This window comes from Duganella flavida (assembly GCF_009857445.1).
GTDB lineage: Bacteria > Pseudomonadota > Gammaproteobacteria > Burkholderiales > Burkholderiaceae_D > Rugamonas > Rugamonas flavida.
This window is the reverse complement of sequence record NZ_WWCN01000007.1, coordinates 97,208-123,441: the sequence shown is the minus strand read 5'-3', so window position 1 is coordinate 123,441 and position 26,234 is coordinate 97,208. Positions and strand designations below refer to the sequence as shown.

General features: G+C 61.8%; 23 protein-coding genes and 2 pseudogenes. 14 read left to right on the top strand and 11 right to left on the bottom strand.

Features of this window, described 5'->3' with window-relative positions:
• Positions 1 to 16: 16 nt before the first annotated feature.
• Both GTP46_RS12835 and GTP46_RS12830 read right to left on the bottom strand, forming a co-directional pair.
• The gene (locus GTP46_RS12835) at positions 17 to 2,170 is read right to left on the bottom strand and encodes a glycoside hydrolase family 88 protein (RefSeq protein WP_161007029.1); all 2,154 of its coding nucleotides are present in this window, start codon (positions 2,168 to 2,170) and stop codon (positions 17 to 19) included.
• Positions 2,171 to 2,226: 56 nt separating this feature from the next.
• Positions 2,227 to 3,039: an NAD-dependent epimerase/dehydratase family protein gene (locus GTP46_RS12830; RefSeq protein WP_161007028.1), complete on the bottom strand. Its 813-nt coding sequence runs from the start codon at positions 3,037 to 3,039 to the stop codon at positions 2,227 to 2,229.
• Between the two features lie 86 nt (positions 3,040 to 3,125).
• Here GTP46_RS12830 and GTP46_RS12825 point away from each other — a divergent pair, with 86 nt between their 5' ends.
• From GTP46_RS12825 to GTP46_RS12810, 4 genes are all read left to right on the top strand, one after another.
• A complete protein-coding gene (locus tag GTP46_RS12825) occupies positions 3,126 to 4,121 on the top strand; it encodes a LacI family DNA-binding transcriptional regulator (RefSeq protein ID WP_161007027.1) in 996 nt (331 codons plus the stop codon).
• A 65-nt stretch (positions 4,122 to 4,186) separates the two neighbouring features.
• A complete protein-coding gene (locus GTP46_RS12820) occupies positions 4,187 to 6,019 on the top strand; it encodes a hypothetical protein (RefSeq protein ID WP_161007026.1) in 1,833 nt (610 codons plus the stop codon).
• Between the two features lie 12 nt (positions 6,020 to 6,031).
• A complete protein-coding gene (locus GTP46_RS12815; RefSeq protein WP_161007025.1) occupies positions 6,032 to 7,933 on the top strand; it encodes a glycoside hydrolase family 2 protein in 1,902 nt (633 codons plus the stop codon).
• Positions 7,930 to 10,149, top strand: coding sequence for a glycoside hydrolase family 3 N-terminal domain-containing protein (locus tag GTP46_RS12810; RefSeq protein WP_161007024.1), 2,220 nt, complete (start codon positions 7,930 to 7,932; stop codon positions 10,147 to 10,149). Before GTP46_RS12815 ends, GTP46_RS12810 begins: the two co-directional genes overlap by 4 nt.
• Here the strand turns inward: GTP46_RS12810 and GTP46_RS12805 are convergent, their stop codons facing one another.
• Both GTP46_RS12805 and GTP46_RS12800 read right to left on the bottom strand, forming a co-directional pair.
• Positions 10,150 to 10,851: a substrate-binding periplasmic protein gene (locus tag GTP46_RS12805; RefSeq protein ID WP_161007023.1), complete on the bottom strand. Its 702-nt coding sequence runs from the start codon at positions 10,849 to 10,851 to the stop codon at positions 10,150 to 10,152.
• Positions 10,851 to 11,747, bottom strand: a complete 897-nt coding sequence (locus GTP46_RS12800; protein WP_161007022.1) for a LysR substrate-binding domain-containing protein — start codon at positions 11,745 to 11,747, stop codon at positions 10,851 to 10,853. The genes GTP46_RS12805 and GTP46_RS12800 overlap by 1 nt, the downstream gene beginning before the upstream one ends.
• Before the next feature lie 124 nt (positions 11,748 to 11,871).
• On the opposite strand from GTP46_RS12800, the gene GTP46_RS30100 reads away from it, so the two are divergent.
• Complete coding sequence (locus tag GTP46_RS30100; RefSeq protein WP_267877421.1) at positions 11,872 to 11,994, top strand: hypothetical protein; 123 nt, start codon at positions 11,872 to 11,874, stop codon at positions 11,992 to 11,994.
• 1 nt (position 11,995) lies between these two features.
• Here the strand turns inward: GTP46_RS30100 and GTP46_RS12795 are convergent, their stop codons facing one another.
• From GTP46_RS12795 to GTP46_RS12780, 4 genes are read right to left on the bottom strand one after another with little or no spacing between them, the layout of a single operon-like run.
• A complete protein-coding gene (locus tag GTP46_RS12795) occupies positions 11,996 to 12,259 on the bottom strand; it encodes a YkgJ family cysteine cluster protein (protein WP_161007021.1) in 264 nt (87 codons plus the stop codon).
• A gap of 14 nt (positions 12,260 to 12,273) precedes the next feature.
• Entirely contained in the window at positions 12,274 to 13,032 is a 759-nt protein-coding gene (locus tag GTP46_RS12790) for an alpha/beta fold hydrolase (RefSeq protein WP_161007020.1), read from the bottom strand.
• The gene (locus GTP46_RS12785; protein WP_161007019.1) at positions 13,029 to 14,033 is read right to left on the bottom strand and encodes a M14 family zinc carboxypeptidase; all 1,005 of its coding nucleotides are present in this window, start codon (positions 14,031 to 14,033) and stop codon (positions 13,029 to 13,031) included. Before GTP46_RS12785 ends, GTP46_RS12790 begins: the two co-directional genes overlap by 4 nt.
• Positions 14,034 to 14,070: 37 nt before the next feature.
• The gene (locus GTP46_RS12780) at positions 14,071 to 14,982 is read right to left on the bottom strand and encodes a LysR substrate-binding domain-containing protein (protein ID WP_161007018.1); all 912 of its coding nucleotides are present in this window, start codon (positions 14,980 to 14,982) and stop codon (positions 14,071 to 14,073) included.
• A gap of 101 nt (positions 14,983 to 15,083) precedes the next feature.
• On the opposite strand from GTP46_RS12780, the gene GTP46_RS12775 reads away from it, so the two are divergent.
• The 3 genes and pseudogenes from GTP46_RS12775 to GTP46_RS12765 all read left to right on the top strand — a co-directional run bounded on the left by GTP46_RS12775 (position 15,084) and on the right by GTP46_RS12765 (position 16,740).
• A complete protein-coding gene (locus tag GTP46_RS12775; protein WP_202414252.1) occupies positions 15,084 to 16,103 on the top strand; it encodes an aldo/keto reductase in 1,020 nt (339 codons plus the stop codon).
• Positions 16,104 to 16,107: 4 nt separating this feature from the next.
• A pseudogene (locus tag GTP46_RS12770) lies at positions 16,108 to 16,332 on the top strand (SRPBCC family protein); the annotation flags it as partial.
• 7 nt (positions 16,333 to 16,339) lie between these two features.
• Positions 16,340 to 16,740, top strand: a pseudogene (locus GTP46_RS12765) (aldo-keto reductase family protein).
• Here GTP46_RS12765 and GTP46_RS12760 read toward each other — a convergent pair.
• Positions 16,737 to 17,654 carry a LysR family transcriptional regulator gene (locus GTP46_RS12760; protein ID WP_161007016.1) on the bottom strand — a complete coding sequence of 306 codons (918 nt, stop codon included), beginning with the start codon at positions 17,652 to 17,654 and terminating at the stop codon, positions 16,737 to 16,739. The pseudogene GTP46_RS12765 and the gene GTP46_RS12760 sit on opposite strands and share 4 nt — an antisense overlap.
• Before the next feature lie 95 nt (positions 17,655 to 17,749).
• On the opposite strand from GTP46_RS12760, the gene GTP46_RS12755 reads away from it, so the two are divergent.
• The 4 genes from GTP46_RS12755 to GTP46_RS12740 all read left to right on the top strand — a co-directional run bounded on the left by GTP46_RS12755 (position 17,750) and on the right by GTP46_RS12740 (position 21,233).
• The gene (locus GTP46_RS12755; protein ID WP_161007015.1) at positions 17,750 to 18,184 is read left to right on the top strand and encodes an ester cyclase; all 435 of its coding nucleotides are present in this window, start codon (positions 17,750 to 17,752) and stop codon (positions 18,182 to 18,184) included.
• 114 nt (positions 18,185 to 18,298) lie between these two features.
• Positions 18,299 to 19,912 (top strand): ABC-F family ATP-binding cassette domain-containing protein, encoded by a 1,614-nt coding sequence (locus GTP46_RS12750; protein ID WP_161007014.1) that lies wholly within the window; start codon positions 18,299 to 18,301, stop codon positions 19,910 to 19,912.
• Positions 19,913 to 19,956: 44 nt separating this feature from the next.
• A complete protein-coding gene (locus GTP46_RS12745) occupies positions 19,957 to 20,439 on the top strand; it encodes a hypothetical protein (RefSeq protein WP_202414251.1) in 483 nt (160 codons plus the stop codon).
• On the top strand, positions 20,436 to 21,233 hold the full coding sequence (locus GTP46_RS12740) for a DUF2145 domain-containing protein (protein WP_161007013.1): 798 nt from the start codon (positions 20,436 to 20,438) through the stop codon (positions 21,231 to 21,233). Before GTP46_RS12745 ends, GTP46_RS12740 begins: the two co-directional genes overlap by 4 nt.
• Here GTP46_RS12740 and GTP46_RS12735 read toward each other — a convergent pair.
• Both GTP46_RS12735 and GTP46_RS12730 read right to left on the bottom strand, forming a co-directional pair.
• Complete coding sequence (locus GTP46_RS12735; protein WP_229258925.1) at positions 21,217 to 23,199, bottom strand: glycoside hydrolase family 97 protein; 1,983 nt, start codon at positions 23,197 to 23,199, stop codon at positions 21,217 to 21,219. The genes GTP46_RS12740 and GTP46_RS12735 overlap by 17 nt on opposite strands.
• Before the next feature lie 18 nt (positions 23,200 to 23,217).
• Positions 23,218 to 23,703, bottom strand: coding sequence for a hypothetical protein (locus tag GTP46_RS12730; RefSeq protein WP_161007012.1), 486 nt, complete (start codon positions 23,701 to 23,703; stop codon positions 23,218 to 23,220).
• Positions 23,704 to 23,845: 142 nt separating this feature from the next.
• Here GTP46_RS12730 and GTP46_RS12725 point away from each other — a divergent pair, with 142 nt between their 5' ends.
• Positions 23,846 to 24,358 carry an arsinothricin resistance N-acetyltransferase ArsN1 family B gene (locus GTP46_RS12725; RefSeq protein WP_161007011.1) on the top strand — a complete coding sequence of 171 codons (513 nt, stop codon included), beginning with the start codon at positions 23,846 to 23,848 and terminating at the stop codon, positions 24,356 to 24,358.
• A gap of 215 nt (positions 24,359 to 24,573) precedes the next feature.
• Positions 24,574 to 26,220 carry a methyl-accepting chemotaxis protein gene (locus GTP46_RS30190; protein WP_161007010.1) on the top strand — a complete coding sequence of 549 codons (1,647 nt, stop codon included), beginning with the start codon at positions 24,574 to 24,576 and terminating at the stop codon, positions 26,218 to 26,220.
• The last annotated feature ends 14 nt before the right edge of the window (positions 26,221 to 26,234 follow it).

The window sequence follows — 26,234 nt, the reverse complement described above, 5'->3', positions numbered from 1 at the left end:
CTCGGCGGCAGGGGAATTATTTGGTGCTGACTTTGAGTGGTGCTTGCAGCTTCTGCGCGTAGCCGCGCACGTAGGCGTCCCATGCAGCAGCGTCGATAAAGTCGCCGCTCTTGCTCCAGCCGGCGCCGAAGTAGTAGACGAAAGGCTGGCCCGGTTGCGCCGTGCCTAGCGTGAGCTGCTGTTTGTCGATCACGTCGAAGGCTTTGACGCCAGCCGGCAGGATCACGCCGCAGCCGGTGCTGCCGTTGTCGCCGCGCGCCGGTTCCCAGTAGCTGTTGAAGCCCGCGCCGGCATCGGCGGTGTAGTGGCCGACGCCATCGCGCTGGACGATGCCGACACCCACCGTCAACGGCTCCTTGCTGTTGCTGGTGTATCTGGTTTCAACGCGGGTCATATTGGAGCCAGCGTCGATGGAGAAGCGCTTCACTTCGGAGACGGTGCGGCCGTTGCCGACCGCGAAACCGCCGTACGTCAGCTCGAACACCGCGCGCAGCGGACCGTCGGCAATCACTTTGTATTTGGTGAAGTTGGACGAGTTATGCAGCTGGCCGTCGGCGACGATGGTGGTGCCGCCGCAGCCGCGGCTCTGGCCTACATCGTAGTAGTCCAAGCCTTCGCCGACGTCGTGGTGGTACTCGCCGCGCTTGTACCATTTATCGATTACCGGCGTGCGTACCTTTTTCACCCACACGTCCACGCCGCTGCTGATCAGGTGCTCTTTTGGATCCTTGATGATGGCCGGGCCGTACACGCGGTGCGCGGTGCGGTCGCTCTCCCAGGCGAAATCGTCGAGACGCTCCGGCACAAAGCGCGCGTGGGCTCTGACGTCGGCCGGCGGCACCGCTGCAAGGCGCTCCGCAGGCAGCACCAGATAGCGGCGCGTTTCGCCCGCTGCCAGATTGACCGGGAAGACAATCTGCTTGCCGATCACTTGGGAGTTGACGATCGCCGAGGTGGCGGCATCCATCACCACCGGCTTGTTGATGCCGGCGCCGAGCTTCGCTTCCGCCAGTTCGTCGCCGCGCACGCCGTCGGTTGGATTGGCCACGCTCACTGTTTGCGGCTTGGTCTTTTCCAGAACTGCCATGCGATACACCTCGCTGCCTGCCAACAGGAAGCCGCCGACGCCATAGACTTCGGTCAGGTTGTCGTCGAAGACTTTCGGCGCAAGGCCGATCGGCTGCACGTGCGTCAGTTTGCCGTCGGCCTGCACGTTGGCCATCAGCGCGGTCCATGCTTTCTGCACGGCGGGCTTGAAGGCCTTGGCATCGAGCAGGCCTTGATTCACGCCCCATGCAAAGGCGTAGGTGTACAGCGCCGAACCGCTCGATTCCTTCATCGGATAGGTCGCCGGATCGAGCAGACTGGCGCGCCACAAGCCGTCCGCTTGTTGAAGCGTGAGTAGCTTGGCCGCCATGTCCTGGTACTGCTGGATGAAGCGTGGGCGCTCCGGGTGATTCTCCGGCAGGTACTGCAGCACGCGTACCAAGCCGCCCATCACCCAGCCGTTACCCCGGCTCCAGTAGACCTTCTTGCCGTTGGCTTCGCGCTTGTCGAAGTAGTTGGAGTCGCGGAAGTAGAGGTGTTCTTCTTTGTCGTACAGGTAGTCCGAGGTGGTCCACCACTCGCTGATGGCGAAGTCCAGATAGCGCTGGTCGCCGGTGATGGCCCACAAACGCAGCCACGCCGGTGGCGCCATATACAGCGCGTCGCACCAAGACCAGCGATCCTGATTACCTTTGACGGTGAAATCCAGCGAGCCGCTGCGGCGGTTGGTGAGGATGTCGTCAAAACTGGCGCCCAGCGGCGCAATCATTTTCGGATCGCGCAGTTGCAGATACAGCTCGGCGTAGGTCTGGCCGACGATATGATCGTCCGCGTGGTAGTGGTTGGGACCGAGCTTCCAGCTGTTCTTTTCGCCCATTGCGATCATCGCATCGCGGTACTTGCTGCTGCCGGAGATATTCGCCAGCGCCATGATGCCGTTGTAGCCTACCGCCTGCGTCCAGTCGTCCGGACGGTGCTGGCTAGGGTTGGCTAGCTGCCAGTCGGCCACGCGCTCCATCGCCGACAGCACGGCTTTCGGATTGATGGCTGCCGATGGCGCTGCGGCCTGCGTGGCCGGCGCTTCGGCTGCAACGGCGTGCGCGGTTTGGAACATGGCTGCCATGGCAGCCAAAACAGCGATGCGAAGGTGCGATGAGGTCATGTGGTCTTTGTCTCAGTTTATTTGTACATGGGGCCTGCCGTGACGAACGGACCGCCTTGATAAATGGTTGGCTTGTCTTCGGCCGCTGGATAATCTGCGCTATCCGGGAAGTGGCCGGCGAATTCTGCGGAGCTGTGCTTGGGCACATAGCCCAGGTGCGAAGCGTGTTTGTTGTCCCACCATTTGGTCGCATTGTCCGAGGTGCCGAAGGTGATGGTGTGGCCTACGCGTGGCGTGAACAGCGAGCAGCGGATCAGTTCCACCAGATCGTCGTAGGCGAGGTAGGTGACCATCATGCGCGGGTTCTTCGGCTCCGGGAAGGAGGAGCCGATGCGCAGGCAGACGGTCTCGGTGCCGAAGCGGTCGTAGTAGTAGCGCGACAGCGCTTCGCCAAAGGCTTTCGAGACGCCGTAGAAACCATCGGGACGCAGCGGCATGTTGGCGTCCACCAGATCGGTGGTCTTGTAGTAGCCCACCACGTGGCTGGAGCTGGCGTAGATCACGCGCTTGACGCCGCACTTGTGGATTGCTTCATACAGGTGGTGCAGGCCGAGGATGTTGGCGTTCATGATCGGCTCGAACTTGTCTTCCACTGAAATGCCGCCGAAGTGCAGCACCGCATCCACGCCGTCCATCATCTGCATGACTTTATCGCGGTCGCCCAGATCGCCGATGACGATCTCCTCACCCTCGCCGGTGGGGCCGAGGTCCTTCACGTCATTCAGGCGGACGATGTCCGCCCATGCCTTGGCGCGTTCGCGCAGGACGGTACCGAGACCGCCGCCGGCGCCGGTCAGCAGAATGCGTTTGAATGGTTTCGTATTGCTCATGGCTTGCTTTTATGGGTATGTGGAGGTATTGTGGTTAAACGTTTAATCAGCAGTATATCGAAATTCTTACCGGGGTCAATCAATTCATGAAAAAGCCTGTTCCCACCATCCGCGATGTGGCTGCCGGCGCCGGTGTGTCGACCGCCACGGTGTCCAAATTCGTCAACGGCGCACAGCGTTTTTCGCCAGCCGTGGAGGAGGCGGTGACGCGGGTGATCGCGGAATTGGGCTATCGTTCCAATCCACTGGCGCAGTCCATGATTACGGGCCGCACGCAGAGCATCGGCCTGTCCGTTCTGGATGTGGCGAATCCGCACTTCAGCAGCGTGGTGAAGGGTGCCAACCGCGTGGCGCAGGCGCACGGCTACAACCTGCTGCTGGTCGATACCGAGGAAAATCCGGACCGCGAACGCCCGCTGCTGGAGGCGCTGAGCCGCCGCGTGGACGGCATGATCGTCATCTCGCGGATTCCGGAAACGGAGATGGACTGGATGGTCGGACTGGGCAAGCCGCTGGTGTTCCTCGGCCGCCTGACGCAGCGCGAGATCCCGTGGGTGGCGGGTGATGACCGCCGTGGCGCGGCCATGCTGGCGCGGCACCTGATGACGCTGGGGCATAAGCACATCGCCTATCTTGGCTTCTCCAAATCGCGCCGCGACGAGGAGCGGCTGGCCGGCATCCGCGACTGCCTGTTGGTGGCCGGCCTGGAGCTGGCGGTGTTCGACGGCGGTTCGCCGTCGGCGCAGGAAGGTGAGCGCATGAGTTCTTCCATCATGCTGGGCGCCTCGCATCCTGATGCGCTGATTTGCTACAACGACTTGATGGCGATGGGCTTCATGAAGGCCACGCAGACCTTGGGCTTCCGCGTGCCGGAAGATATTTCGGTGGCGGGCTTCGACAACATCGATTTCGCCAGCTACAGCATGCCGCCTTTAACCACGGTTGATCTGCAAAGTGAGCGGATGGGCGCAGCGGCGATGACGCAGCTGCTGGTGCAGATCGGCGACCAGCCGGCGCAGCCTTCCACCATCATCGAGCCGCAGCTGGTGCTGCGCCATTCCACCTTCAACCGCAACGTGTAAGTGTTTACCTGATCGGCAAAATCGCCTACTATTTGTAAAACGTTTTCCATAATAATCGAGACACCATGAAATTCCTTCCCACGACTACCGCCGCGCTGGTGGCGGCGCTGGCCTGCGCGCCGGCCTTCGCTGCTGCCCCGATGAATCGCATCGTCCAAGACAACGCCTACCAGCAGCTGGACTACTTCTTTGCCAAGCTGGTGGCGGAGCGGGAAGGCATGGTGCTGGATGGCGCTTCGCCGTTCAAGAGCGGCGACAAATTTTTGCCGGGGAAGGTGGCGGCAGGTCTCGGCCATGTGCTGCTCAACACCGCGAAGGACGATCCGTCGCTGGAGCGGAAGTTGAAGGAATACCGCGACATCGCCGATATGACGGTCGGCATGGACAACCACACGTGGGGCATTTACTACTACATTGGCACGCTGGTGCAGCTGAAGGAGGCGGGCCTGCTGGAACGCGCCGTCAGCCCGGCTACGCTGGAGAAACTGCGCAAGCAGCTGGACTGGCGCACCTTCGTTACGCCGCAATGGGACCTGATCAATCTGCCGACCAATTACTACGGCGTGGCATTCAGCATCGCGCGCCTGCGCATGATGATGGGTTGGGAGGACGACAGCGCGGGCAAGGTGCTGCTGGAGAAAATGCTCACCCATTACAAAAAATATTCTGGCAAATTCGGCTTCTCCGATGAGACGGATGGCGAAGGGCGCTTCGACCGCTACTCCATCCTGCTGATCGCCGAGATTTGCGAGCGCTTCCTCGAAACCGGCTTGCAGCCGACCGAGGAGCTGAAAGGCCTGCTGCGCAAGGCTGCCGACATCGCACTGAATGTCGCCAACGAAGATGGCCAGGGTTTCAGCTTTGGCCGCAGCCTCGGGCCGTATGGTGAGACGGCGCTGATCGAGATATTGTCTGTCTCCGCCTACCTCGATGTGCTGACGCCCGAAGAGAAGCAGTACGCATATGCCTTTTCCTCGCGCATCGCGGAGCGCTATATGAATTTCTGGTACGACCCGGCCATGCACTCGCTGGACATGTGGGGCAAGGGGCGCCGCACCGACACTTATCGTGGCAAGCACCGCATCCTCGGCGAGAACTTCTCGCTGCTGCACCAGCTGATCTACACCAACGAGACGTGGAACAAGGCCGGCTTCAAGGACGTGCAGCCGAAGGCGGACCTGCAAGCGTGGCTGGACAAGAACCGCCCGCAGTTCAGTACCACCACCTTTGCGCAAGGAGAGTATGACCGCGCCCTGTCCATCTTCCGCGACGGGAAGCACGTGGTGGGCCTGAATATGATCAACGGCGGCATCAGCCAGCATGACAACAGCCCTTACTATCCGTTGCCGTTCGCGCCGGGCCTGGTCTCTGGCGTGGCCGATAGCGGTGGTGCACATGCGCAGCTGCTGCCGAAGTTCACGATGGCGGACGGCGCGCAGCTAATCGGCGCGGCGTGGATCAAGGACATCAAGACCGGCAAGGATGGCCAGCGCTACACGGTCACGTACCATCAGGATGAATTGGACCGCCTCGGCAAGAAGAGCCCCCAGAAAGACGCGCGCATCAAGCTGCAAACCACCTACACGCTGGAACACGGCGCGATGACCCGCACCGATGTCTACACGCCGGTGGGCACGCAGGAAGTGTCGAACATCACGCTGGAATTCGCGTCGTTCTCGGATCAGGCTAAGATGAACGGCAATACCGTCACCTTCGCGCAGGGCGATGTGAAGGAGTACAGCGTGAGCGGCTTGCAGCAATGCGCATCGGCGCCGACCAACGGCAGCAAGGATTTCATGGCACCGTATGGGCCGATGAAAACGCTGGTCACCTGCAGCACCGGCAAACTGACGATGAATGCGCCGCTGACGATCAAGTGGACCATCAAATATCAATAAAAGGAGACATGGATGCGACAAATGTGGAAGCTGCTGTTGCTAGCAAGCTGTCTGGCTGCGAACTTCGCGGCGACAGCGCAGGATGACCAGGCGCCAGGACAGGCGCAAGCCAACAAGGGATCCGGCGCGCGTGCCGAACTGGCCAAGCAGCCGCCCACGCTGCAAAACATCTACGGCCGCCAGCATCTGTCGCTGAACGGGCGCTGGAGCTACATCATCGATCCTTACGAGACGGGCTACTACAACTATCGCCGCCAGCCGTTCGACCAGTCGCCAAGCGGTGCGGGTGGTTTCTACGATGACCGCAAACCGAAGGACAAGGACGATGCGGTCGAATACAACTTCGACGGCTCGCCGACGATGGCGGTGCCGGGCGACTGGAACTCGCAAGCGGCCAAGCTGGAATTCTACGAAGGCACGGTGTGGCTGCGCCAGAAGTTCAACGCTGCTCCGAAGGACGGCAAGCGCTACTTCCTTTACTTTGGCGCGGTCAATTACGAGGCACACGTCTACCTGAACGGCAAGAAGGTGGGTAGCCACAAGGGCGGCTTCACGCCATTCCAGTTTGAGGTGACGGGCCGCTTGCAGAACGGCGAGAACACGGTGGTGGTCAAGGCTGACAACACGCGTCACCAGGACGACATCCCGACCGTGAACACCGACTGGTGGAACTACGGCGGCATCACGCGTGACGTGCTGTTGGCCGAAACGCCGGATACCTACATCGAGGATTACCAGATCCAACTGGCCAAGGGCGATATGGGCCGCATTGAAGGCCACGTCCAACTGGCCGGTGCCAAGCGGGCGCAGGACGTCACCATTTCCATCGCGGAGCTGGGCGTGAAGACGCTGGTGCACACCGACGCCAATGGCCGCGCCGCCGTCAGCATCGTGCTGCCGAAGAATAAGGTGCGCTACTGGTCGCCGGAAGATCCTAAGCTGTACAACGTGACTATCGCCGGCGCGACCGATACGCTGACCGACCGCATCGGCCTGCGCAGCATCGAAACGCGCGGCCACGACATCCTGCTGAACGGGAAGTCGGTATTCCTGCGCGGGATTTCGCTGCACGACGAGAATCCATTGATTCCAGGCCGCCTGCGCGGCGAAGGCGATATGCGCATGATGCTGCAATGGGCCAAGGACATGAACTGCAATTACGTCCGCCTCGCGCACTATCCGCATAGCGAGGAGATGATCAAACTGGCCGACGAAATGGGCCTGCTGGTGTGGGCCGAGGTTCCGGTGTACTGGACCATCTCGTGGGAGAAGCCTGAAGTCTACGCCAACGCGGCGCAGCAGCTGACCGACCTTGTGGTGCGCGACAAGAACCGCGCCAGCGTCATCATCTGGTCGATCGGGAATGAAACGCCGGTGAGTCCTGTGCGTACGGCCTTCATGGGCAAGCTGGCGGACACGGTGCGTTCGCTGGACCGTACCCGCCTTGTTGGCGCAGCGCTGGAAGTGCATCGCGTTGGCGACGTGGTGACGGTGGAGGACCCGCTGGCGGAGAAGATCGACCTCGCCAGCTTCAATGAATACGCCGGCTGGTACTGGTCCAACAACAAAGAAATGCTGAAATTCTCCTTCAAGGTCAATTACAACAAGCCGGTGCTGGTGACGGAGTTCGGCGCCGATGCGCTGGGCGGCTACCACGCGGATAGCGATACCAAGTGGAGCGAGGAGTATCAGGACCAGCTGTACAAAAACACCTTCAAGCTGCTGGATGCGATTCCCGGCTTGCGTGGCATGACGCCGTGGGTACTGACGGACTTTCGTTCGCCCCGCCGTCCACATCCTTACTTCCAGGATTACTGGAACCGCAAGGGTCTGATCTCCGAGACCGGCAAGAAGAAGCAAGCCTTCTACACGCTGAAGTCCTACTACGAACTGAAGCAACAACAATACAAATGAAGACATTGAAAATTGCTGCGGCCATCAGCGCCGCCCTGGCGCTGTCCGCCCACGCGCAAGACGCACAAATCGACCGCAAGGTCACGGAGCTGATGAAGCAGATGACGGTGACCGAGAAAGTCGGCCAGCTGCATCAACTGTCTGGCCGCCAGTTCACCGGTCCAACCAGCAGCGCATACGCCGACAAGCTGGCCGATATCCGCGCCGGCAAAGTTGGTTCGATGCTGAACGTGACCGGCGTGGCCGACACGCGCGAGATCCAGGCGCTGGCGCTGCAATCGCGCCTGAAGATTCCGCTGCTGTTCAGCCTTGACGTCATCCACGGCTACAAGACAGTGTTTCCGGTGCCGCTGGGTGAAGCTGCGTCGTGGGACATGGATGCGATTGAGCTGTCCGCGCACGTCGCTGCGAAAGAAGCCGCAGCCGCTGGCATTCACTGGACCTTTGCGCCGATGGTGGACATCGCCCGCGATCCGCGCTGGGGCCGTGTGATGGAAGGCGCGGGCGAAGACACTTACCTCGGTTCGCAGATCGCCACCGCGCGCGTGCACGGCTTCCAGGGCAAGAAGCTGGGCGCCACCGATTCGGTGATGGCAACCGCCAAGCACTTCGCTGCCTACGGCGCGGCGATTGCGGGCCGCGACTATAACGCGGTCGACATGAGCGAACAGCAGTTGTACGAGGTGTATCTGCCGCCGTTCAAGGCCGCAGCCGATGCAGGTGCGGCGACGTTTATGAATTCCTTCAACACGCTGAACGGCGTGCCAGCCACCGGCAACGCCTTCCTGCAGCGCGATATTTTGAAGGGCGCCTGGAAGTACAAGGGCTTTGTGGTCAGCGACTGGGGTTCGGTGCGCGAAATGGTACCGCATGGCTATGCGGCCGATTTGTCTGATGCAGCGGTCAAGGCTATCAACGCCGGCAGCGATATGGACATGGAAGGCTACGCCTACAGCCAGCATCTGGAGGCGGCTGTCAAGGCTGGCAAGGTGAAGATGCCGGTGCTGGACGAAGCCGTGCGCCGTGTGTTGACCAAGAAGTTTGAACTGGGCTTGTTCGATGATCCGTACCGCTACTCCGATGCGGCGCGCGAGAAGGCGGTGCTGGGCGATGCGTCGCACCGTGCCGCTGCGCTGGATGTGGCGCAGAAGTCCATCGTGCTGCTGAAAAATGAGGGGAAACTGCTGCCGCTGTCGCGCGAGACCAAGCGCATTGCGGTGATAGGCCCGCTGGCCGATTCGCAGCGTGACCTGGAAGGCGGCTGGGTAGTACAGGGCGAACGCGCCAAAGTGGTCAGCATCGTAGACGGCATCCGCAGCCACGCCGGCAAGGCGGAGATCAGCTACGCCCAGGCCTGCGCACCCGGCTGCGCCAGCAGCGAAGGTTTTGCCGATGCCGTCGCCACCGCAGCGCGTTCGGACGTGATCGTGCTGGCCGTGGGTGAAACGTGGGACATGAGCGGTGAAGCCAAGTCGCGCACCGACATCACGCTACCGGGTCAGCAGGAAGCGCTGTTCAACGCGCTGAAGGCCACAGGCAAGCCGATTGTGGTGGTGATGCTGGCCGGCCGTCCGCTGGTGTTCAACACCATTGCCGACAAGGCCGATGCCATCATCTACGCCTGGTTCCCCGGTAGTGAAGGTGGCAACGCGGTGGCGAATGTGCTGTTCGGCGACTACAACCCGTCCGGCAAACTGCCGATCACTTTCCCGCGCAGCGTGGGCCAGATTCCGGTGTCGTACGCGCAGTACAACACCGGCCGGCCTGTCACAGACGAAAAGAATGTGACGTACCGCTCGGCCTACATTGATTCCGTCAACACGCCGCGCTACGCCTTTGGTCATGGCTTGAGCTACACCGACTTCAAATACAGCGGCCTGGCACTGAGCAGCGCCACGATGGCCGGTGCGCAGAAGGTGACGCTGTCCTTCGATTTGGCCAACAGCGGCAAGGTGGAAGGCACGGAGATCGTACAGCTCTACCTGCGCGACATGGTGTCGTCGGTGGTGCGGCCGGTGAAGGAGTTGAAGGGCTTCCAGAAAGTGCATTTGAAGCCGGGCCAGACGCAGCGCGTCAGCTTCACCATCGACCGCGATACGCTGTCTTTCTTCAATCGCCAATTAAAGTGGGGCGCGGAGGCAGGCGAGTTCAAACTGATGGTGGGCAGCGCTTCGGACGACATCCGTCTCGAAAGCGCGCTGCAACTCACGCAGTAATCAGCGCAGCTTGAGGATCTTCGTCAGCTCGCCGGCTTTATCCAATGCCTCGATGGCGTTGTTAAAGTCGGCGGCGCTGATCTGGCTCTTGCGCGAGACCGCGCACTTGGTCTTCACTTCGTAGACCGTCAGAATGTGATAGCCGCGTGGCAGCGCGCCTTTGCTTAACTGCTTATCGATCACATTGCGCGGCACTACCAGATAGTCGAAACGTCCCGCCAGCCATTTGCGCACCGACAGTGCTGCGGATGGCGCGTCGTCGCGGATGTAGTCCTGTCCCAGTATCTTTTCCAATTCCGGATAGCGGAAGCCCAGCACCATGCCCAGGCGCTTGCCGCGCAATTCCGCCACCGTGGCAGGTGCTTTCACGCGTGGCGACGACACCACCACTTCGCTGATCGGAATGAAGGCGCGAGTCCAGTCCACATCACCGGGCAGCCACTCGGGCAGGTAGCTGCACAGCACATCGCCGTCGCCGTTTTCCAGCGCCGCCATGATGCGATTGCGCGGCAGTTTCACATACTCCACCTTGCGGCCCAGCTGGCGCGCCAGCGCTGCGCCCAGCGTGTCCTGGAATTCCGTCACCGGCATGGTAGCGCCCAGCAGGTTGTCGACTTTTTCAACGTAGCGCAGCGGTGGCTTGTCGGCGGCTTGCACTGCGCCCGCGAGCACCAGCAGCGCGGCCATGATCGGTGTGCGCATCAACGCAAGCCTTTCTGCATATCGGCTACTTCCTCGCGCAGCCAGTCGCAGAAATGTGTGATCTTGGCCATGCCTTGCTTGCCGTGGCTGACGATCATGCGGTAGCCGCGGCGATAGGGCGCGCTTTCGCAGCACACCATTTTCAGCACGCCGCTGCGCAAGTCTTCACTGGCAATGGCGTGCGACACCAGGGCGATGCCTTGTCCCGCCACCGCCGATTGCACCATCACCGCGAAGTTGGTGTAGGCACGCGAGAAGTTGTACTTGCCTTTGAGCGCATTGTTCTGGCGTAGCAGCGCGATCCAGGTGTCGGTGGTGAATTCGTGCAGTAGCGGATAGCGGTGCAGGTCCGCCAGCGTAATCTCGGTGGCGCCGGGCGGCACTAAGGATGGGCTGTAGACCGCTACCAGCCGGTCGTGGAATAACAGGTCCGGATCGCCGGGGACGATGTCGTAGGTGCGCAGCGCGATGTCGGTACTGCCGTCGTCCATGTTGACCAGATTGTCGCTGGAATCGATGCGGATATCGAGCTCCGGATACAGCTTGGTGAAGCTGGCCAGGCGCGGCACCAGCCACTTGATGGCCAGCGAATGCGTGGTCGAGATGCGCAGGATTTTTTCTTCGTCGCCGGTTTGCAGCGCGGCGACCTTGGTATTCAGGTCGGCCAGCATGCGGCGCACAGTGGCGGCCAGCTCCTGGCCTTTCTCGGTCAGCGCGATATGGCGCGGATGGCGCACGAACAGTTCGAAGCCGAGTGCTTCCTCCAGCTGCTTGACCTGCAGGCTGATGGCGGCCGGGGTCTTGTGCAGCTCCTGCGCGGCCAGTTTGAAACTGCCCCAACGCGCCGCGCAATCGAAATCGAGCAGGCCGGAAAGAGAGCGCAGCGGTTTGGGCATGGACAAGCTTTTCTTATTCAAATGGCGAAAATAACTCGTTTGATAACACTTCGAGACTGGCAGAAAATATAACCTATAAGCCGTTAAAACTCCAATGAACAAGTTTTCTTTGAAGGAGATTGCCATGATCCAGACCGCCGCACCCACCTGCAAGCCCGGCTGCACGGCCCCCGCCAAGGCGCCGCTGATGCCTAAGTTTTCTGCAGAATTGATGAAAATGCTGGCGCAGCTGGTAACGCTGCGCTGATTCAGGACGGCCGGGTGGCTTCTTCGACGTAGCCCAGCCAGCGCATGGCTTGCTCACGCGATTCACCGCAAAACTCGACGTTCGGCTGCAGCGATGCGCAGACCGCTGGCCGGTCGGGATGGCCAAAGATTTTGCAGCGCTCATTATCATCCAGCTGCACGCAGCGCTCTCCGGCCGGTTTACCGTTCGGCATACCGGGTATCGGGGAGGAGATGGAGGGCGCCGTGCAGCAGGCGCCGCAAGCAGGGCGGCATTGGAAGGACATGATGGGGCAGTATTTTACCTGAGTTGCCGCAGCCATCCGGCGACTTGCGCTGCCACCCATGGGCCGTCGTCGAGCGGCAGGTCGTGGCCAGCATCGGGATGTTCGGCGTGCGGCGCTTGCCATGCGCGAGCCAGTTTCAGCGAGCAGCGTGGATCAACCAGCTGGTCGCCAGCGCTGCTCAGGACCAGCGTCGGCATCGCAGGCTTGCGTGACGGTGCGCGGAAGCGGGCAGCGGACCACAGCTGGCGCAGCGCATTGCCACGCGTGACCGGGTACTGGTGCTGGTAGTCCAGCCAGTGCGACAGCAGCGCCGCGCGCTGCGCAGCGTCGCCACGGCGGCTGGTCAGGCGCAGGATCAGGCGCTCCTGGTTTTCAATACCGCCTTGCGCCAGCAGCTTGAATATCGCAGGGTAGTTTTGCCAGCGCAGGCGCTGGTGGAAGCGGCTGTAGGGACGCATACTGGTGTTGATCAAGACGCAGCGCTCTATCTCGTGAGGATAGCGGCTGGCCCACTCCACCGCCACCATGCCGCCCAGCGATAAGGCCAGCAGCGAGTAGGGCGCCGGCACGCCGCGCGTGCGCAGGTCCTGGCGGCAGAATTCCACCATCTGCGCCACCGTGGTCGCGCTGCGCATGGCGTGGCGCTGGCCGTTGCCCGGCAGGTCGGGTGTGATGATGGTGGCATCGGGCAGCGCTTGCGCCAGTTGGCCGGGGAAGTCGCCCCAGTGGCGCTGCTCGCGCATCAAGCCGCGCAGCAGGATCCAGCTGTTCATGTGTGATACCACTGCGCCAGCGCGCGCCGGTGCTGCACGGTGCGGGCCATGCCTTCCGGTGTCCAGCGTCCATGGCTGCAGGCGGCGCGCATCAGGAAATCGAACAGGACGAGGTGCCGCCGCAGCACGCGCTGCAGGCGGTGGCGCGCGGTCGGGTTGAAGATGGCGATGCGGTCGAAAATCTGGCGCGGATTTTTTTTCACCCACAGCCACGAACCCATCTCCAATGTCAGCGGCAGGAACACGTGATCGCTGTTCAGGTACAGGTAGTCCCACAAATCGCCGTGGGTGCGGTACTGGCGGCTTTGCGGCTCGAACACGTAGTTGTGATTCGGGTAGGCGGTGCTGAACAATTCTTCCAGCGCGCCGATGTCGGCCAGGTGTGGGATCGGCGTGGTGGTGTGCGCATGCGGGAACCAGATGCGGTCGCGCAAGCCGAAACCGGAGTGGCAATCAAGCGCCATGCTGAAACGGCGTGGCACCAGCTCGCGCTGCACCACGTCGCACACGGCCTGGCTTTCCTGCTCCATCGGCGCGCCCTCGGCGCCGCGATACCATGGCAGGTGATGGCTGTAGCGCTGCCCGCCCAGCATGAACGGCACTTTCTCGACGGCGCTCAGCGGCGCGTTGCGCATCAGGTCTACGCCGTGTGGATTGCAGCGGGTGGCCTGCCACATGCCGCCCGGGTTCACCAGCGGCATGAACACCAGTCGCATCGACTCCAGTTGCTGGTGCAAGGTCGCGTCCCAGCGCAGCCGCGCCAGCAGGCTTTCTAGGAAGGACAGGACCACCTGGGTGCCGATCCGTTCCAGCCCGTGGATGCCGCCGAAGAAGCCCAGCGCCGGCACGTCCGGACTCGGATTGCCCAGCGCGATGGTGTAGACCGGGAAGTGGCGCCCGTCCATCTGCACCGTGTGCGGCGTGCTCACTTCCAGATGCTTCCCGCCTTCGTCGATCAGACGTTTCAGGGTGATGAGTTCGGGCAGGTTCTTCTCGGGCATGACGGGCAACACAAAAAGAGATGACTGCCAGTGTAGCCTATTGCTCGCTTGTCGTCGCCGCCAAATCCAACAGCGTTTCGCGGAAAGTGGCCACCAGCGGCCGCAGGTTGATGCGGTGCCACGCCGCCCACAGCGGCGCGTGGTAGTCGAACCACGACAGCTCGCGCAGCACCACACCGGGCGGCGCCTGATGCTGCAAGCCTTGCTGCACCATCGCCACGCCCAGTCCCGCCGCCACAAGGCTCAAGGCGGTCACCGGTTCACTGGCTTCCATCTTGATCTGCGGCGTGAAGCCGGAGCGTACGCATGCCGCCACAAAGTTGTGGTGATGTTCGCCGGTTTCGTGGTGGCGTACGGCGATCCATTCCAGGCCGGCCAGGTCGGACGGCTGCAAGGCTTGGCCGCTTGCGCTGAGCGGATGGCCCTGGGGCAGGGCCAGCATCATCGGGTCGCTTAGCACGCGTGCGCGTTCGAGGTCGGGATCGTTTTCCGCCGGCGGATCGCACACCAGCGCGATATCGAGGCTGCGCTGGCGCAGGCCTTCCAGCTGCTCGGACGAGTACAGGCTATGCAAGGCCACGTGCACGTTCGGCCGCTCGGCACGCAGCGCGCGCAGGCCGGCCGGCAGCACGCCAGCGTGCATGGCGTTTTCGACGTAGCCGATGCACAGGCCACCTTCGTCGCCGCGTCCCAGCCGCTTGGCCAGCGCCTCCAGCCGCGTGGCATGGACCAGGAAAGCCTGCGTCTCGGCCAGGAAGGTGCGGCCGTCGCGCGTCAGGCGGATGCGCTGCTGGCTGCGTTCGAACAACGTCAGGCCCAGTTTTTCTTCCAGCTGGGCGATCTGCCGGCTCAAGGGCGACTGCGAGATGTGCAGCTTTTCGGCGGCGCGTCCCACGTGCTCCTCTTCGGCCACGGTGACGAAGTATTGAAGTTGGCGGATGTCTAACATGTCAGACCTTTTGTGACTTAACTTGTGCAAATTATGTCTTGGACAGTCTTATCACGTCAACTTAAACTGGCTTCACTTTCTTCATTTACCAAGGAATCAAGATGAGTATCCGTAACAAACTGAAAAGCAAACTGGGCTTCGGCACCGCTCCACTGGGCAATATGTTCCGTAACATCCCTGACGCCGAGGCGCTGGCCACTGTGCAGGCGGCGTGGGATAAGGGCGTGCGCTACTTCGACACCGCGCCGCTGTACGGCGCCGGCCTGTCGGAAATCCGCCTCGGCGAAGCGCTGGCGGGTCACAAGCGTGACGAGTACATCCTGAGCAGCAAAGTCGGCCGCGTGATTTTGGATGAAGTGGAAGATCCGGCTGCGCGCCAGCTGGGCGAGAAGGGCGGGGTGTTCCAGTTCGGCCGTCCGAACAAGATCGTCAACGACTACAGCGCCGACGCTACCCTGCGTTCAATCGAAGACAGCCTGAAACGCTTGAAGACCGACCATCTGGACATCGTGTTCGTGCACGACGTGGCACAGGATTTCTACGGCGATGAATGGCTGGCGCAATTCGAAGTTGCCCGCACCGGCGCCTTCCGGGCGCTGGACCGCCTGCGTGACGAAGGCGTGATCAAGGGCTGGGGCCTGGGTGTCAACCGCGTCGAGGCGGTGGAGCTGCTGCTGGACCTGAACGAACCGAAACCGGACGTGACCCTGCTGGCCGGCCGCTACACGCTGCTCGACCATGAACGTGCGTTGCAACGCCTGATGCCTGCCGCGCTCCAGCAAGGCATGGACATCGTGGTCGGCGGCCCTTACAGCTCGGGTATTTTGGCGGGTGGCGCGCACTTTGAGTATCAACAGGCGTCGCCGGAAATCATCGCTAAGGTGGAGCGTATCAAGGCCATCGCGCAGCGCCACAACGTTAGCGTCAAGGCGGCGGCTTTGCAGTTCGCGTTGGCCAATCCGGCTGTGGCAGCTGTTATCCCGGGCGCCAGCCGTCCGGAGCGCATCGAAGAGGATCACGCTGCGCTGAATGAAAAGCCTTCTGCCGCGTTCTGGCAGGAGATGCGTGAACAGAAGCTGGTATCGGCCGCCGCGCCGCTGCCTGGCGACGCGAAGGAGTAAGAACATGGCCAACACCATTGCAAGTATTCAGCTGCCCGTGAGTGCGGGCTGTGTGTGGCAACTGATCGGCGGCTTCAATGCGCTGCCGGACTGGCTGCCCTACATTCCGCACAGTGAGTTGAGTGAAGGCGGCCGCGTACGCACGCTGGCCAATCCGGACGGTGAGGCTATCGTCGAACGTTTGGAAGCCTTTGACGACAAGGAGCGCTTTTATAGCTACTCGATCCTGAACGGCGTTGGACTCGGTGCGTAACGGCCTGGAAGCAGGCTACCGCGTAATCGATACCGCGCAGATTTACGGTAACGAAGCAGAAGTGGCCATCGCCGGGCGGCGCAGTGCTGGTGCAGGAGTTCGTGATGGCGCTGGCGCTGGCGGAGGCCAAGGAGCTAGGCCTGGCGCGCCAGATCGGCGTGTCCATCTTCACGTTGCAGCTGATGCAGCAGGCGATTGCGACCAACCAGATCGAGCTGCATCCGTATCTGCAAAACCGCAAGGTGCTGGGTGATCCGGTGATTGCGAAGATCGCCGAACGCCACGGCGCTGCATTTGAGCGAGGAGGACATGGCGCAGATCGCAATGCTGGATCGCGGCGAACGCCTGACCAGTCCTGAAGGCCTCGCGCCAGTTTGGGACTAAGCCTTGCGGCGGCACACCAGCGCGATCTGCTCCCGCAGCCAGCGCTGGGCCGGATGGGCATCGTTGCGGCGATGCCAGTGCAGCACGAATGGCACTGGCGCCAATGTGATCTCCTTCGGCAGCGAAAGCAGCGCGAGCTGGTCGCGCAAGCCGCTGGCCTGAATCGCACCCTCCATCATCGTCGCCAGCAAATCGCTGTTGGCGACGATGGTGGGCGCCGCATACATCTGCGGCAGCGTGACGGCGATATCGCGTTTTCGGCCCAACTGCGCCAGCACAGTATCGACGTGGCCGACGCCGTCGCCTTCCGGCGATACCAGCAGGTGCTGGCACGCGAGGAAGGCGTCCAATGTCATTTTCTTTTTGGTGAGCGAGTGCTTCTTGCGCGCCACGCAGACGAAGCGTTCTTCAAACAGCGGTATGGTGGGAATGCGCGGCGTGCTGCTGCCAGGGACGCCGATGGCGACATCGGCTTCACCAGCGTCCAGCAGCGCCAGGGCGTCGTCGCGTGCGGTGAATGAGCGGATGTGCAGCTTAACGTTCGGCGCCAGTTGCGACAGCCGTTTGTGCAACGCGGGCAGCACGGTGAAAGCTGGATGATCCGACAGACCGATTGTGAAGCGGATGGTGGAGCGCGATGGATCGAATTCCTGCGTGAACTCCAGCGTGCGCTGGATGCTGGCCAGTGCTTCGCCAAGCGGCGCAGCCAGTTCCAGCGCGCGCGGCGTCGGTTGCAGGCCGCTGGCGCTGCGCACGAACAGGTCGTCCTTCAGCAGCAGGCGCAGTCGCGAGAGCGCAGCGCTCATGGCGGGCTGGGTGCGGCCGATGCGTACGCCGGCGCGCGTGACGTTACGTTCGCACATCAGCGCGTCGAAGGCCACCAGTAGATTGAGGTCGATGCCATGAAGATCCATAAAATGGATAATACTGCATATCCATTATCGATTGGACTTGCGTGTGTTGGCGCAGCTACAGTGGGCGGGTCGCTAATTCACTCAGGAACCGCATCATGACTATGCAGGAAAACGGCCTCACCACGGCCCAGCAGCAAGCAATTGAAAACCTTTATCGCGCCTTCAACGAACAGAATCCCGATTTGCTCGACCTGGCGCTGACGGCGGACTGGCAGGACATTCCGCTCGGTCCCGGCCAGCAGCCGGGAAGGGACGGTATGCGGCCGATTGTCGCCATGTTCACCACAGCTTTCCCGGATGTGAAGATTACGATCCACGATATCTTTGGACGCGATGGCCGCGCTGCGGTGCGGGCGCAGATCACTGGCACCCATCGCGGTGAATTCTTCGGTATCCCCGCCAGCGGCAAGCCGATTGCCATCGCCATCCACGAGTTTCATCATCTGACTGAAGACCGTATCACCCACACCTGGCATCTGGAGGATTGGTTCGCGATGCTGAACCAGGTAGACGCCTGGCCGCCGCGCTGATATATTTGGCGCATTCACATATGAGGTATTCGTCCGATGCGCAATTAATGCTGTTGTCTTCCTAACGCTGGTCCCTGCCGGGACGGTTTTGACACATCATTATTGGGCTTCACCATGACGAATACCTTTCTGACGCTGGATGGCGTCTCTTTCACGCTGGCCGATGGCCGCGTGCTTTTCCAAGACCTGAACGAAGTTTTTGACCAGCGCCGCACTGGCCTTGTTGGCCGCAACGGCGCGGGCAAGAGTGTGCTCGCTCGTTTGATGGCGGGCGAACTTGCGCCGTCGTCCGGCCGTGTGGCTTGCGGCGGCAAGGTGCACTACCTTTCGCAGCATATCGCGCAAGAAGGCACGGTGGCTGCGCTGGCCGGCGTGCAGAACGTGCTGTCCGCGTTGGCGCGCATTGAAAACGGCAGCGCCGATCCGGTGGACTTCGATGCGGTTGGCGAGCAGTGGGATATGCGTGAGCGCTTGCAGTCCGAGCTCGATCGCCACGGCTTGCCGCATCTGCGGCCCGACACGCTGGTCGCCTCTCTGAGTGGCGGTGAAGCGATGCGCGTGTCGCTGATCGCTGCGTGGCTGTCTTCCGCAGTCTTCCTGATTCTCGATGAACCGAGCAACCATCTGGACCGCGCCAACCGGCTGGCGTTGCAGGCGCAGTTGCAGCGCTGGCCGCATGGCCTGCTGGTGATTAGCCATGACCGCGAACTGCTGGAGCAGATGGACCGCATCGTCGAACTATCGCCGCTCGGTTTGCGCAGCTATGGCGGCGGCTATTCCTTCTACGCCGAATGCAAGCGCGTTGAACGCGAAAGCGCGCAACGCCAACTTGATCAACGTAAACTGGAACGCAAGCGCGAAACCGCGGCCATGCGCGAGCAGCACGAACGGCAGGAGCGTCGCATGGCGAAAGGCGCGAGCGATGGCCGCGATGCCAACCAAGCCAAGATCCTGTTGGGTGGGCAGAAGAACCGCGCGCAAGGCACGGCCGGCAGGTTGCGGCAGCAGCATGCGGAGCAGCAGGAATTATTGTCGAAGCGCGTGTGCGAGGCTGCGCAGCAGCTTGCGCCTGCCGCCGTCATCGCCATGCATGCGCTGGCGGGCCCGCAAGCAGTACGCGCGCGTGTCGCCGAACTGGAAAACGTGGTGCTGCCATATGCACCGCAAGCCACGCGTGCCATCAGTTTGACTATCAGCGGCGAGCAGCGCATCGCCGTGGTTGGATCGAACGGCTGCGGCAAATCAACCTTGTTGCGCATACTGGCAAGGCAGCTTGCGCCGCTGGCAGGACGATGCGACGTTCGTGTCCGCACGGCGTATCTCGACCAGCAGCTTGCGGGCCTGACGCCGCAGCATTCCGCGATCCAGCACCTGCTGGCGGCAAACTGCGAGGCCGGTGAATCGGCACTGCGCACACATCTCGCGCAAATGGGATTGGATGCGCAACTGGCAGCAGCGCCACTGGAAACGCTAAGCGGCGGCGAGCGATTGAAGGTGGCGCTGGCTTGCGCGCTGTATGCGTATCCGCCGGCGCAGCTGCTACTGCTGGATGAACCGAGCAACCACCTGGACCTCGCGTCGCTGGAGGCACTGGAGGCGATGCTGCGCCAGTATCAAGGCGCGCTACTCGTGGTATCGCACGATGAAACCTTTCTGCAAGCGCTGTGTCTCACGCATCGTTTAGAGGCCGGCATCGAAGGCTGGTGCTTGCAAACGTTGGCAAATTAGGAATACTATGCGGCCAAGCACACTACCTTGAAGGGAGAGAGCATATGACGGCACAAGCCGCATTTCGCGCGGCCATCGCGGCTGCTGCAGTGGTATTGAGCACCGGCGCTATCGCTGGTCCGGATGGCATGAGCAATATGAATGCGTCCGAAAAAATCTCCATCGGCACCTTGTCCATCGTGGCGTCGCCGGTGATCAGCGTGGCCGGTTCCGGCAATGGTGATTCCGGTCCGGGCGCAGCTTCGGTGGCGATGATTGCGGGTGGTGCGTATGTGGTCAGCGGCATTGTGCAGGGTGCGGCCGGCGTGGTGGAGATTTTGTTGTCGTCGGTATCGACTGGCGCCAAGCTGTCCGTCAAGATCAGCGGCAAAACGGTGGACGCAATCGGTATGTCGGTCGGCACCACGGTGTCGGTGATCTCCGAGACTACCGGCACGCTGCTGGTGGCCTCCGGCAAAGTGGTCGCCTTCATTCCCAATGCATTGGGCGAGGCCTTGCTGTCGCAAAAGCGCCTGCCGGCCCAATGAGGCGCGCACTCGGCATCGCCGCGCTGCTGGCCGCTTGCAGCGCTGTTCCTGCGCACGCGGGACGCTCGTGCGAAGACAAGCCAATCACACAGAAAGCCTTTAGCGACGCCATGGCAGCAGGCCTGGGCTTGCAATCAGCGCTCGAGGCATCTGGCGCCGATGTGGCGCTGGTGGCGCGGCAGGGGCAGGATTTATCCAAGTACCATTTGAAGTATTCGCACGCCGGATTGGCGTTCCGTCCCGTACCGGGCCAGCCGTGGCGCGTGTATGAACTGCTCAACGATTGCGGCACTGCCGATTCCGAACTGTGGGTGGATGGGCTGGCGAATTTCTTCCTCGACGATCCGTTCACACTGGATGTGCTGGTGATGTCGCCGCCGCCCAAGGTAGCAGCGCACCTGAAGGAGATGCTGGCCGATCCGGCCACGCTGCGCCGCTTGCATCAGTTGAAGTACAACATGGTGGCGTATCCGTTTTCGACCAAGTACCAGAACTCCAACCAGTGGGTGCTGGAAGTAGTAGCGGCGTCCGAAGCCAGCGACGTTCGCGTGCGCACGCGCGAGCAGGCGCAGGGTTGGCTGAAGCTGGCCGGCTATCAGCCGACCGAGATGAATATCGGCCCGCTGATGCGGCTCGGTGGACGCATGTTCAAGGCGAACATCGCGTTTGATGATCATCCCAGCGCGCTGCGGTTTTCGGACCGCATCAACGCTGTGACGGTGGACTCCATGCAGGCCTTCCTCCAGTCACGCGAGGAAGGCTGGCGCGTGCAGGAGATTAAGGGGCCGCGCTGATCACCGCCACTGCGCCGCCGGATGGCGCCAGCTTCAGCGTGATGCTTTGTGCGGCGTTGACTTTGCTGCTGCTGGCGTTCAGGTGATTCGCATCAGCGCCGTCCTGCAGCAGCTGCGCGTTGAACGTGCCCTTGCCGAGGAAGGACAGCGGCAGCTTGAGCGTGCGGCCGGTTTCATTGGTCATCGCGCCGATGTACCACGTGTCGCCCTTGCGGCGGGCCGAGACGATGTACTGGCCGATATCACCGGCGAGGATGCGCGTTTCATCCCATGACGTTGGCACGGTCTGGATGAACTGCGCGCCGTCTGCCCACGAGCCGTCGGCGTTCTTGTAGGCGGCCGGGCTGTCGGACACCATCTGGAACGGACTGTCGTACACCACGTACATGGCGATGGCCTGGCCGCGCGTGGTCATCACCTGCGGCTCGTGGTTGCGCGAGACGAAGGTGGACGGTGTGGCGTTGTGGAAGCCACCCGGCGTGTAATCCATCGGACCAAGGATCATGCGCGTGAACGGCAGTGTGACGTTGTGCGTCGCCGTGATGCGCGCGCTCCACTTGTTGTTCTCTGCACCGAGCACGCCTTCCTGCGTGATGTAGTTGGGCCATGTGCGGTTCAGGCCATTCGGCGGATAGGCGCCGTGCAGGTCCACCATCAGCTTATGCTCGGCGGCCTTGCTCAGTACCTTGTGATACCAGTCGACCATCTCCTGGTCGTTGCGGTTCATGAAGTCGACCTTCACGCCCTTGATGCCCCATGCGGCGTATTGCGCGAAGGCGGCGTCCATCTGGTTGTCCAGCTGCTGCCACTGCACCCACAGCCACACGCCGACGTTTTTCGATTTGGCGTATTGCAGCAGGGCCGGCATGTCCATCTCCGGCTTGGCGCGGGTGACGTCGGCTTGCGGATTCGGTTCGATGTCGCTACCGACCGACCAGCCTTCGTCGATCAGGATATCGTCCAGCTTCATCTCTTTCGAGAAGTCGACGAAGGCCTTGTAGGTGGCGGTGTTCACGCCCGCATTCGGCACGTCGACGGCCCAATCGTTCCACCAGTCCCACGCGGTCTTGGATGGCTTGATCCAGCTGGTGTCCTTGATTTGCGATGGCGCGGCCAGCGTCGGGATCAGCGACGAGGTGGTGAGATCGCCCGGCGTATCACCCAGCATCACCACGCGCCACGGGCTCTGGAAGCCTTGCCCCTTCAGCTGCACATTGGCGGAGACGGTTTTGCGGAAGCGGTAATCGCGGTTGTTGTCGAAGCGCGGCGGCAGCGTGACCATCACGCCCAGCCCCGCATCGCCACGGCCGGACAGGTAGAAGCCCGGATAGTCTTTCACATCCGATTCGGCGATGGCGAAGGTGGCGCTGCCGGTCTTGCACACCAGCGGCGCGATGAAGTTGTGGAAGTTGCGGATGGCGGAGGCTTTGGTCTGGTCGTATTCCGCTTCAAAGCTGGTGTCGAAGCGGCCCATGTTGGCGCCCCAGCAGTCGTAGTCCTTGGCGAAGTTGAACTGCGTGGCTTCATTCATTACCTTGAAGGCAGACAGGCCGGCCTGCTCCGGCACCACATAGCGCAGCGCCACGCCGTTGTCGTAGGCGCGCACCAGCAGCTGGAATTGCGGCGCCTTGCCGTTGGCGGCGAAGGACAGCGCCGATTCGTTGAAATGATCCGCCGCGCTGCGCGCCTTGCCAACCACGATCTGGTAAGTGTCGTTGACGCCACGCTGCGTTTGTCCGCCCAGCTTTGCACCGCGACCGATGGCGCCGATGTCGAGATTGAGGCCAAGCGGTGAAGCATCGATGATGCGCTTGCCGTCGCGGCTGACGGCGTAGGTGAATTTATCGCTATCGATCGCCACGATGTTGCGGCCATCGGGCGATTTAATGGTCACTGTTTCTGCACCGGCCGATGCGGCCAGAGCGCTCAGAAACAGCAGGCTTGCTGCGCGAATGGGATCTGTCATGCGTGTACGTCTCCGGGCTTATTCGAATTGGATGCGGGTGATGTAGTAGGGACTGTAGGCGTTGGCTTGCCCCTGCCAGGCGATGCCGTCGATGGTCTTGCCTTCGGCGATGAGCTCCTTGAGCGGGACTTCGACCTGGGTCCAGGTCTTGGCCTTGGGCTGGATGACGAAGCTGGAATCGACCGGCTTGCCGTCGACCATGGCCTTGATCATCAGCGATTGGCCGCCCTGGGCGCCACCGTTGATGGTGAAGGTGAGCTTGGTGTAGCCGGCAGTGGAGAAGGCGTCGTGGTGCAACGCCAGCGCGCTCCACGGGTCACCCTGCACCTTGATCGGCTTGGCGCCACTGACCGGCACGGCCAGGTCGACCTTGGCCCAGCTCCAGCTTTGCCAGCCGTTTCTCAGTTCATCGTCATACACCACCAAAGGCTGCGTTTGGGCGAGTGACGGCTTGGCCAGCGCCAAGCCCGCCACGGCCGCGATAAATCCGCGACGAGTAGGCATAGTGTCTCCATTTTTAGTTTTTAGTGACGAAAAATGTACCGCTGGATTGGCGATCTTTCAACCAATCTCTGCGTTTTGGACCGTGTTTAGTAAAGCGCGCGCAACGCATCGCGATTATCATGTGGCTACCAGAGGAGAATTCATGCCGATACGCCCCGCTCACGCCGACGACGCCAAGGCCATTGCCGCCATCTACAATCCCTACATCCTCAACACCACCATCAGTTTTGAAGAAGAGCCGGTCACGGACGCGGCGATGGCGCAGCGCATCGCCGATGTGCAGGCGGCCGGCTTGCCGTGGCTGGTGGCGGAACAGGACGGCAAGGTGATGGGCTATGCCTACGCCACCAAATGGCGCGTGCGGCATGCGTATCGTTTTTCAGTGGAGAGTTCGGTGTACCTGGCGCCCGAGGCGGCGCGGCAGGGCGTGGGCTCGGCCTTGTACGGGGCCTTGCTGGCGCAGCTGGCCGAACGCGGCTGTCATCTGGTCATTGGCGGCATCGCCTTGCCGAACGACGCCAGCGTCGCCCTGCATGAGAAAATGGGCTACCAGCAGGTCGCGCAGTTCCGTGAAGTCGGCTTCAAATTTGGCCGCTGGCTGGATGTCGGCTACTGGCAAAAGACGCTAGGCCATTCCACCGATACGACGGCTTAAGAACCGTAGCGCCGGACTCTATCATTTTGGAAAGGCTGTGTTTCCGAGTGGAAATTACTGTAAACTGCGACCATAGCATCGTCACGCCCCAAACCGCTTGACGATCCCCATCGATTTTTTGCAATTCTTGTAGAAATCGCCGCCGTGCTCCAACGCGGCACCTCATCTACGGCCTAGCCCCGCCGCTGCAAATCCCCTTGCATAGGAGTAGAAAAATGTCACTCAGCAACTTTAAAATTGGCCCTCGGCTCTCTGTCGCGTTCGCTATCATTCTTTGCATGCTGGTGGGCGTGGCGATCATGGGGCTCAGCCGTATGGCTTCCATGCAGCAAGCGATGATCGAGATCACCAAGGCCAATGATGTCGAGGCAAATTTGGCGTCGGACATGAAAATGAGCCTGGATGACCGCATGATCGCGCTGCGCAATATCGTCTTGCTGGAAGACCGCACGCAGATGCAGGCGCAGGTGGAGCGGGTGGCCGAGCAACTGAAAAAGTACGATGAGGCTGAGCAAAAGCTCAGCGCCACGTTCAAGGAGTATGGCCTCCAGGCTGACGAAACCCAGCTGACGGGCGACATCAGGGACCGCGCCGCTGCGGCCCGGCCGCTCATGCAGAAAGTGCAGGAGTTGGGGCAGGCGAACCAAAATGCCGAGGCGATCAAGCTGTTGATGGGCGAGCTGCTGCCGATACAAGCGGGCTGGAGCAAGAGCCTGGCGGCGCTGGTCGCATCGGAGCGGCACCAGAACGAAGAGCTGACGGAGGCCGCCAGCGCTAACTATGCATTCGCCCGCAACATGGTCATCGTGATCACGGTGGTGGCGGTGTTGTTTGGCATCGTGCTGGCCCAGCTGATTACCCGCAGCATTACCGTGCCGATCAACCGCGCGGTGGAAATCGCCCAGACCGTGGCTGCCGGCGACCTGACCAGCCGGATCGAGGTCAGTGGCCGCGATGAAACCAGCATGCTGCTGGGCGCGCTGAAGGCGATGAACGACAGCCTGCAGGCGATTGTCAGCCAGGTCCGCGCCGGTACCGACACCATGAGCACCGCATCGCAAGAGATTGCCGCCGGCAATCTGGACTTGTCGTCGCGCACAGAGGAGCAAGCCAGTTCGCTTGAAGAAACCGCGTCGTCAATGGAGGAACTGACCAGCACCGTCAAGCAGAATGCCGACAATGCCCGCCAGGCCGACAGTCTGGCCCGTACCGCATCGGAGGTGGCCAGCCGCGGCGGCTTGGTGATTGCCGATGTGGTGCATACCATGAGCGCGATTAACGACTCCTCGAAGAAAATCGTGGAGATCATCAGCGTCATTGACGGCATCGCCTTCCAGACGAATATCCTGGCGCTGAACGCGGCGGTCGAGGCGGCGCGCGCAGGGGAGCAGGGCCGCGGCTTTGCGGTGGTGGCGTCGGAGGTGCGCAACCTGGCGCAGCGCAGCGCTGCTGCCGCGAAAGAAATCAAAACCCTGATCAGTGACTCGGTCAGCAAGGTGGAGTCGGGCTCGCAATTGGTGGACCAGGCCGGTGCGACCATGACGGATGTGGTGGAGAGCGTGCGGCGGGTGAGCGACATCATTACCGAAATCACCGCCGCCAGCCGCGAACAAAGCCTGGGGATAGAGCAGATCAACCAGGCCGTGATCCAGATGGATGGGGTGACCCAGCAGAATGCGGCGCTGGTCGAACAGTCGGCAGCGGCGGCGGAATCCTTGCAGGGGCAGGCTGCGCAACTGGCGGGCGTGGTAGGCAAGTTCGTGCTGGATCAGCAGCATGCCCTGCCGCCCAGAGCGCGCCCGGCGGCCAGTGCTGCACCCCGCTTGAAGATGGTGACGCGCGCCAAGGCTGTGGCATTCTAAGATCAGCTTGCTTG

Excerpts from the sequence above, each read along its gene's own strand:
- GTP46_RS12760 (WP_161007016.1), bottom strand. The coding sequence starts at position 17,654 with ATGGATCTTCATGGCATCGACCTCAATCTACTGGTGGCCTTCGACGCG.
- GTP46_RS12810 (WP_161007024.1), top strand. The coding sequence starts at position 7,930 with ATGAAGACATTGAAAATTGCTGCGGCCATCAGCGCCGCCCTGGCGCTG.
- GTP46_RS12805 (WP_161007023.1), bottom strand. The coding sequence starts at position 10,851 with ATGCGCACACCGATCATGGCCGCGCTGCTGGTGCTCGCGGGCGCAGTG.
- GTP46_RS12745 (WP_202414251.1), top strand. The coding sequence starts at position 19,957 with ATGACGGCACAAGCCGCATTTCGCGCGGCCATCGCGGCTGCTGCAGTG.
- GTP46_RS12785 (WP_161007019.1), bottom strand. The coding sequence starts at position 14,033 with ATGCCCGAGAAGAACCTGCCCGAACTCATCACCCTGAAACGTCTGATC.
- GTP46_RS12735 (WP_229258925.1), bottom strand. The coding sequence starts at position 23,199 with ATGACAGATCCCATTCGCGCAGCAAGCCTGCTGTTTCTGAGCGCTCTG.
- GTP46_RS12815 (WP_161007025.1), top strand. The coding sequence starts at position 6,032 with ATGCGACAAATGTGGAAGCTGCTGTTGCTAGCAAGCTGTCTGGCTGCG.
- GTP46_RS12830 (WP_161007028.1), bottom strand. The coding sequence starts at position 3,039 with ATGAGCAATACGAAACCATTCAAACGCATTCTGCTGACCGGCGCCGGC.
- GTP46_RS12750 (WP_161007014.1), top strand. The coding sequence starts at position 18,299 with ATGACGAATACCTTTCTGACGCTGGATGGCGTCTCTTTCACGCTGGCC.
- GTP46_RS12825 (WP_161007027.1), top strand. The coding sequence starts at position 3,126 with ATGAAAAAGCCTGTTCCCACCATCCGCGATGTGGCTGCCGGCGCCGGT.
- GTP46_RS12835 (WP_161007029.1), bottom strand. The coding sequence starts at position 2,170 with ATGGCAGCCATGTTCCAAACCGCGCACGCCGTTGCAGCCGAAGCGCCG.
- GTP46_RS12775 (WP_202414252.1), top strand. The coding sequence starts at position 15,084 with ATGAGTATCCGTAACAAACTGAAAAGCAAACTGGGCTTCGGCACCGCT.
- GTP46_RS12820 (WP_161007026.1), top strand. The coding sequence starts at position 4,187 with ATGAAATTCCTTCCCACGACTACCGCCGCGCTGGTGGCGGCGCTGGCC.
- GTP46_RS12725 (WP_161007011.1), top strand. The coding sequence starts at position 23,846 with ATGCCGATACGCCCCGCTCACGCCGACGACGCCAAGGCCATTGCCGCC.
- GTP46_RS12790 (WP_161007020.1), bottom strand. The coding sequence starts at position 13,032 with ATGAACAGCTGGATCCTGCTGCGCGGCTTGATGCGCGAGCAGCGCCAC.
- GTP46_RS12740 (WP_161007013.1), top strand. The coding sequence starts at position 20,436 with ATGAGGCGCGCACTCGGCATCGCCGCGCTGCTGGCCGCTTGCAGCGCT.
- GTP46_RS30100 (WP_267877421.1), top strand. The coding sequence starts at position 11,872 with ATGATCCAGACCGCCGCACCCACCTGCAAGCCCGGCTGCACGGCCCCC.
- GTP46_RS30190 (WP_161007010.1), top strand. The coding sequence starts at position 24,574 with ATGTCACTCAGCAACTTTAAAATTGGCCCTCGGCTCTCTGTCGCGTTC.
- GTP46_RS12755 (WP_161007015.1), top strand. The coding sequence starts at position 17,750 with ATGACTATGCAGGAAAACGGCCTCACCACGGCCCAGCAGCAAGCAATT.
- GTP46_RS12730 (WP_161007012.1), bottom strand. The coding sequence starts at position 23,703 with ATGCCTACTCGTCGCGGATTTATCGCGGCCGTGGCGGGCTTGGCGCTG.
- GTP46_RS12795 (WP_161007021.1), bottom strand. The coding sequence starts at position 12,259 with ATGTCCTTCCAATGCCGCCCTGCTTGCGGCGCCTGCTGCACGGCGCCC.
- GTP46_RS12780 (WP_161007018.1), bottom strand. The coding sequence starts at position 14,982 with ATGTTAGACATCCGCCAACTTCAATACTTCGTCACCGTGGCCGAAGAG.
- GTP46_RS12800 (WP_161007022.1), bottom strand. The coding sequence starts at position 11,747 with ATGCCCAAACCGCTGCGCTCTCTTTCCGGCCTGCTCGATTTCGATTGC.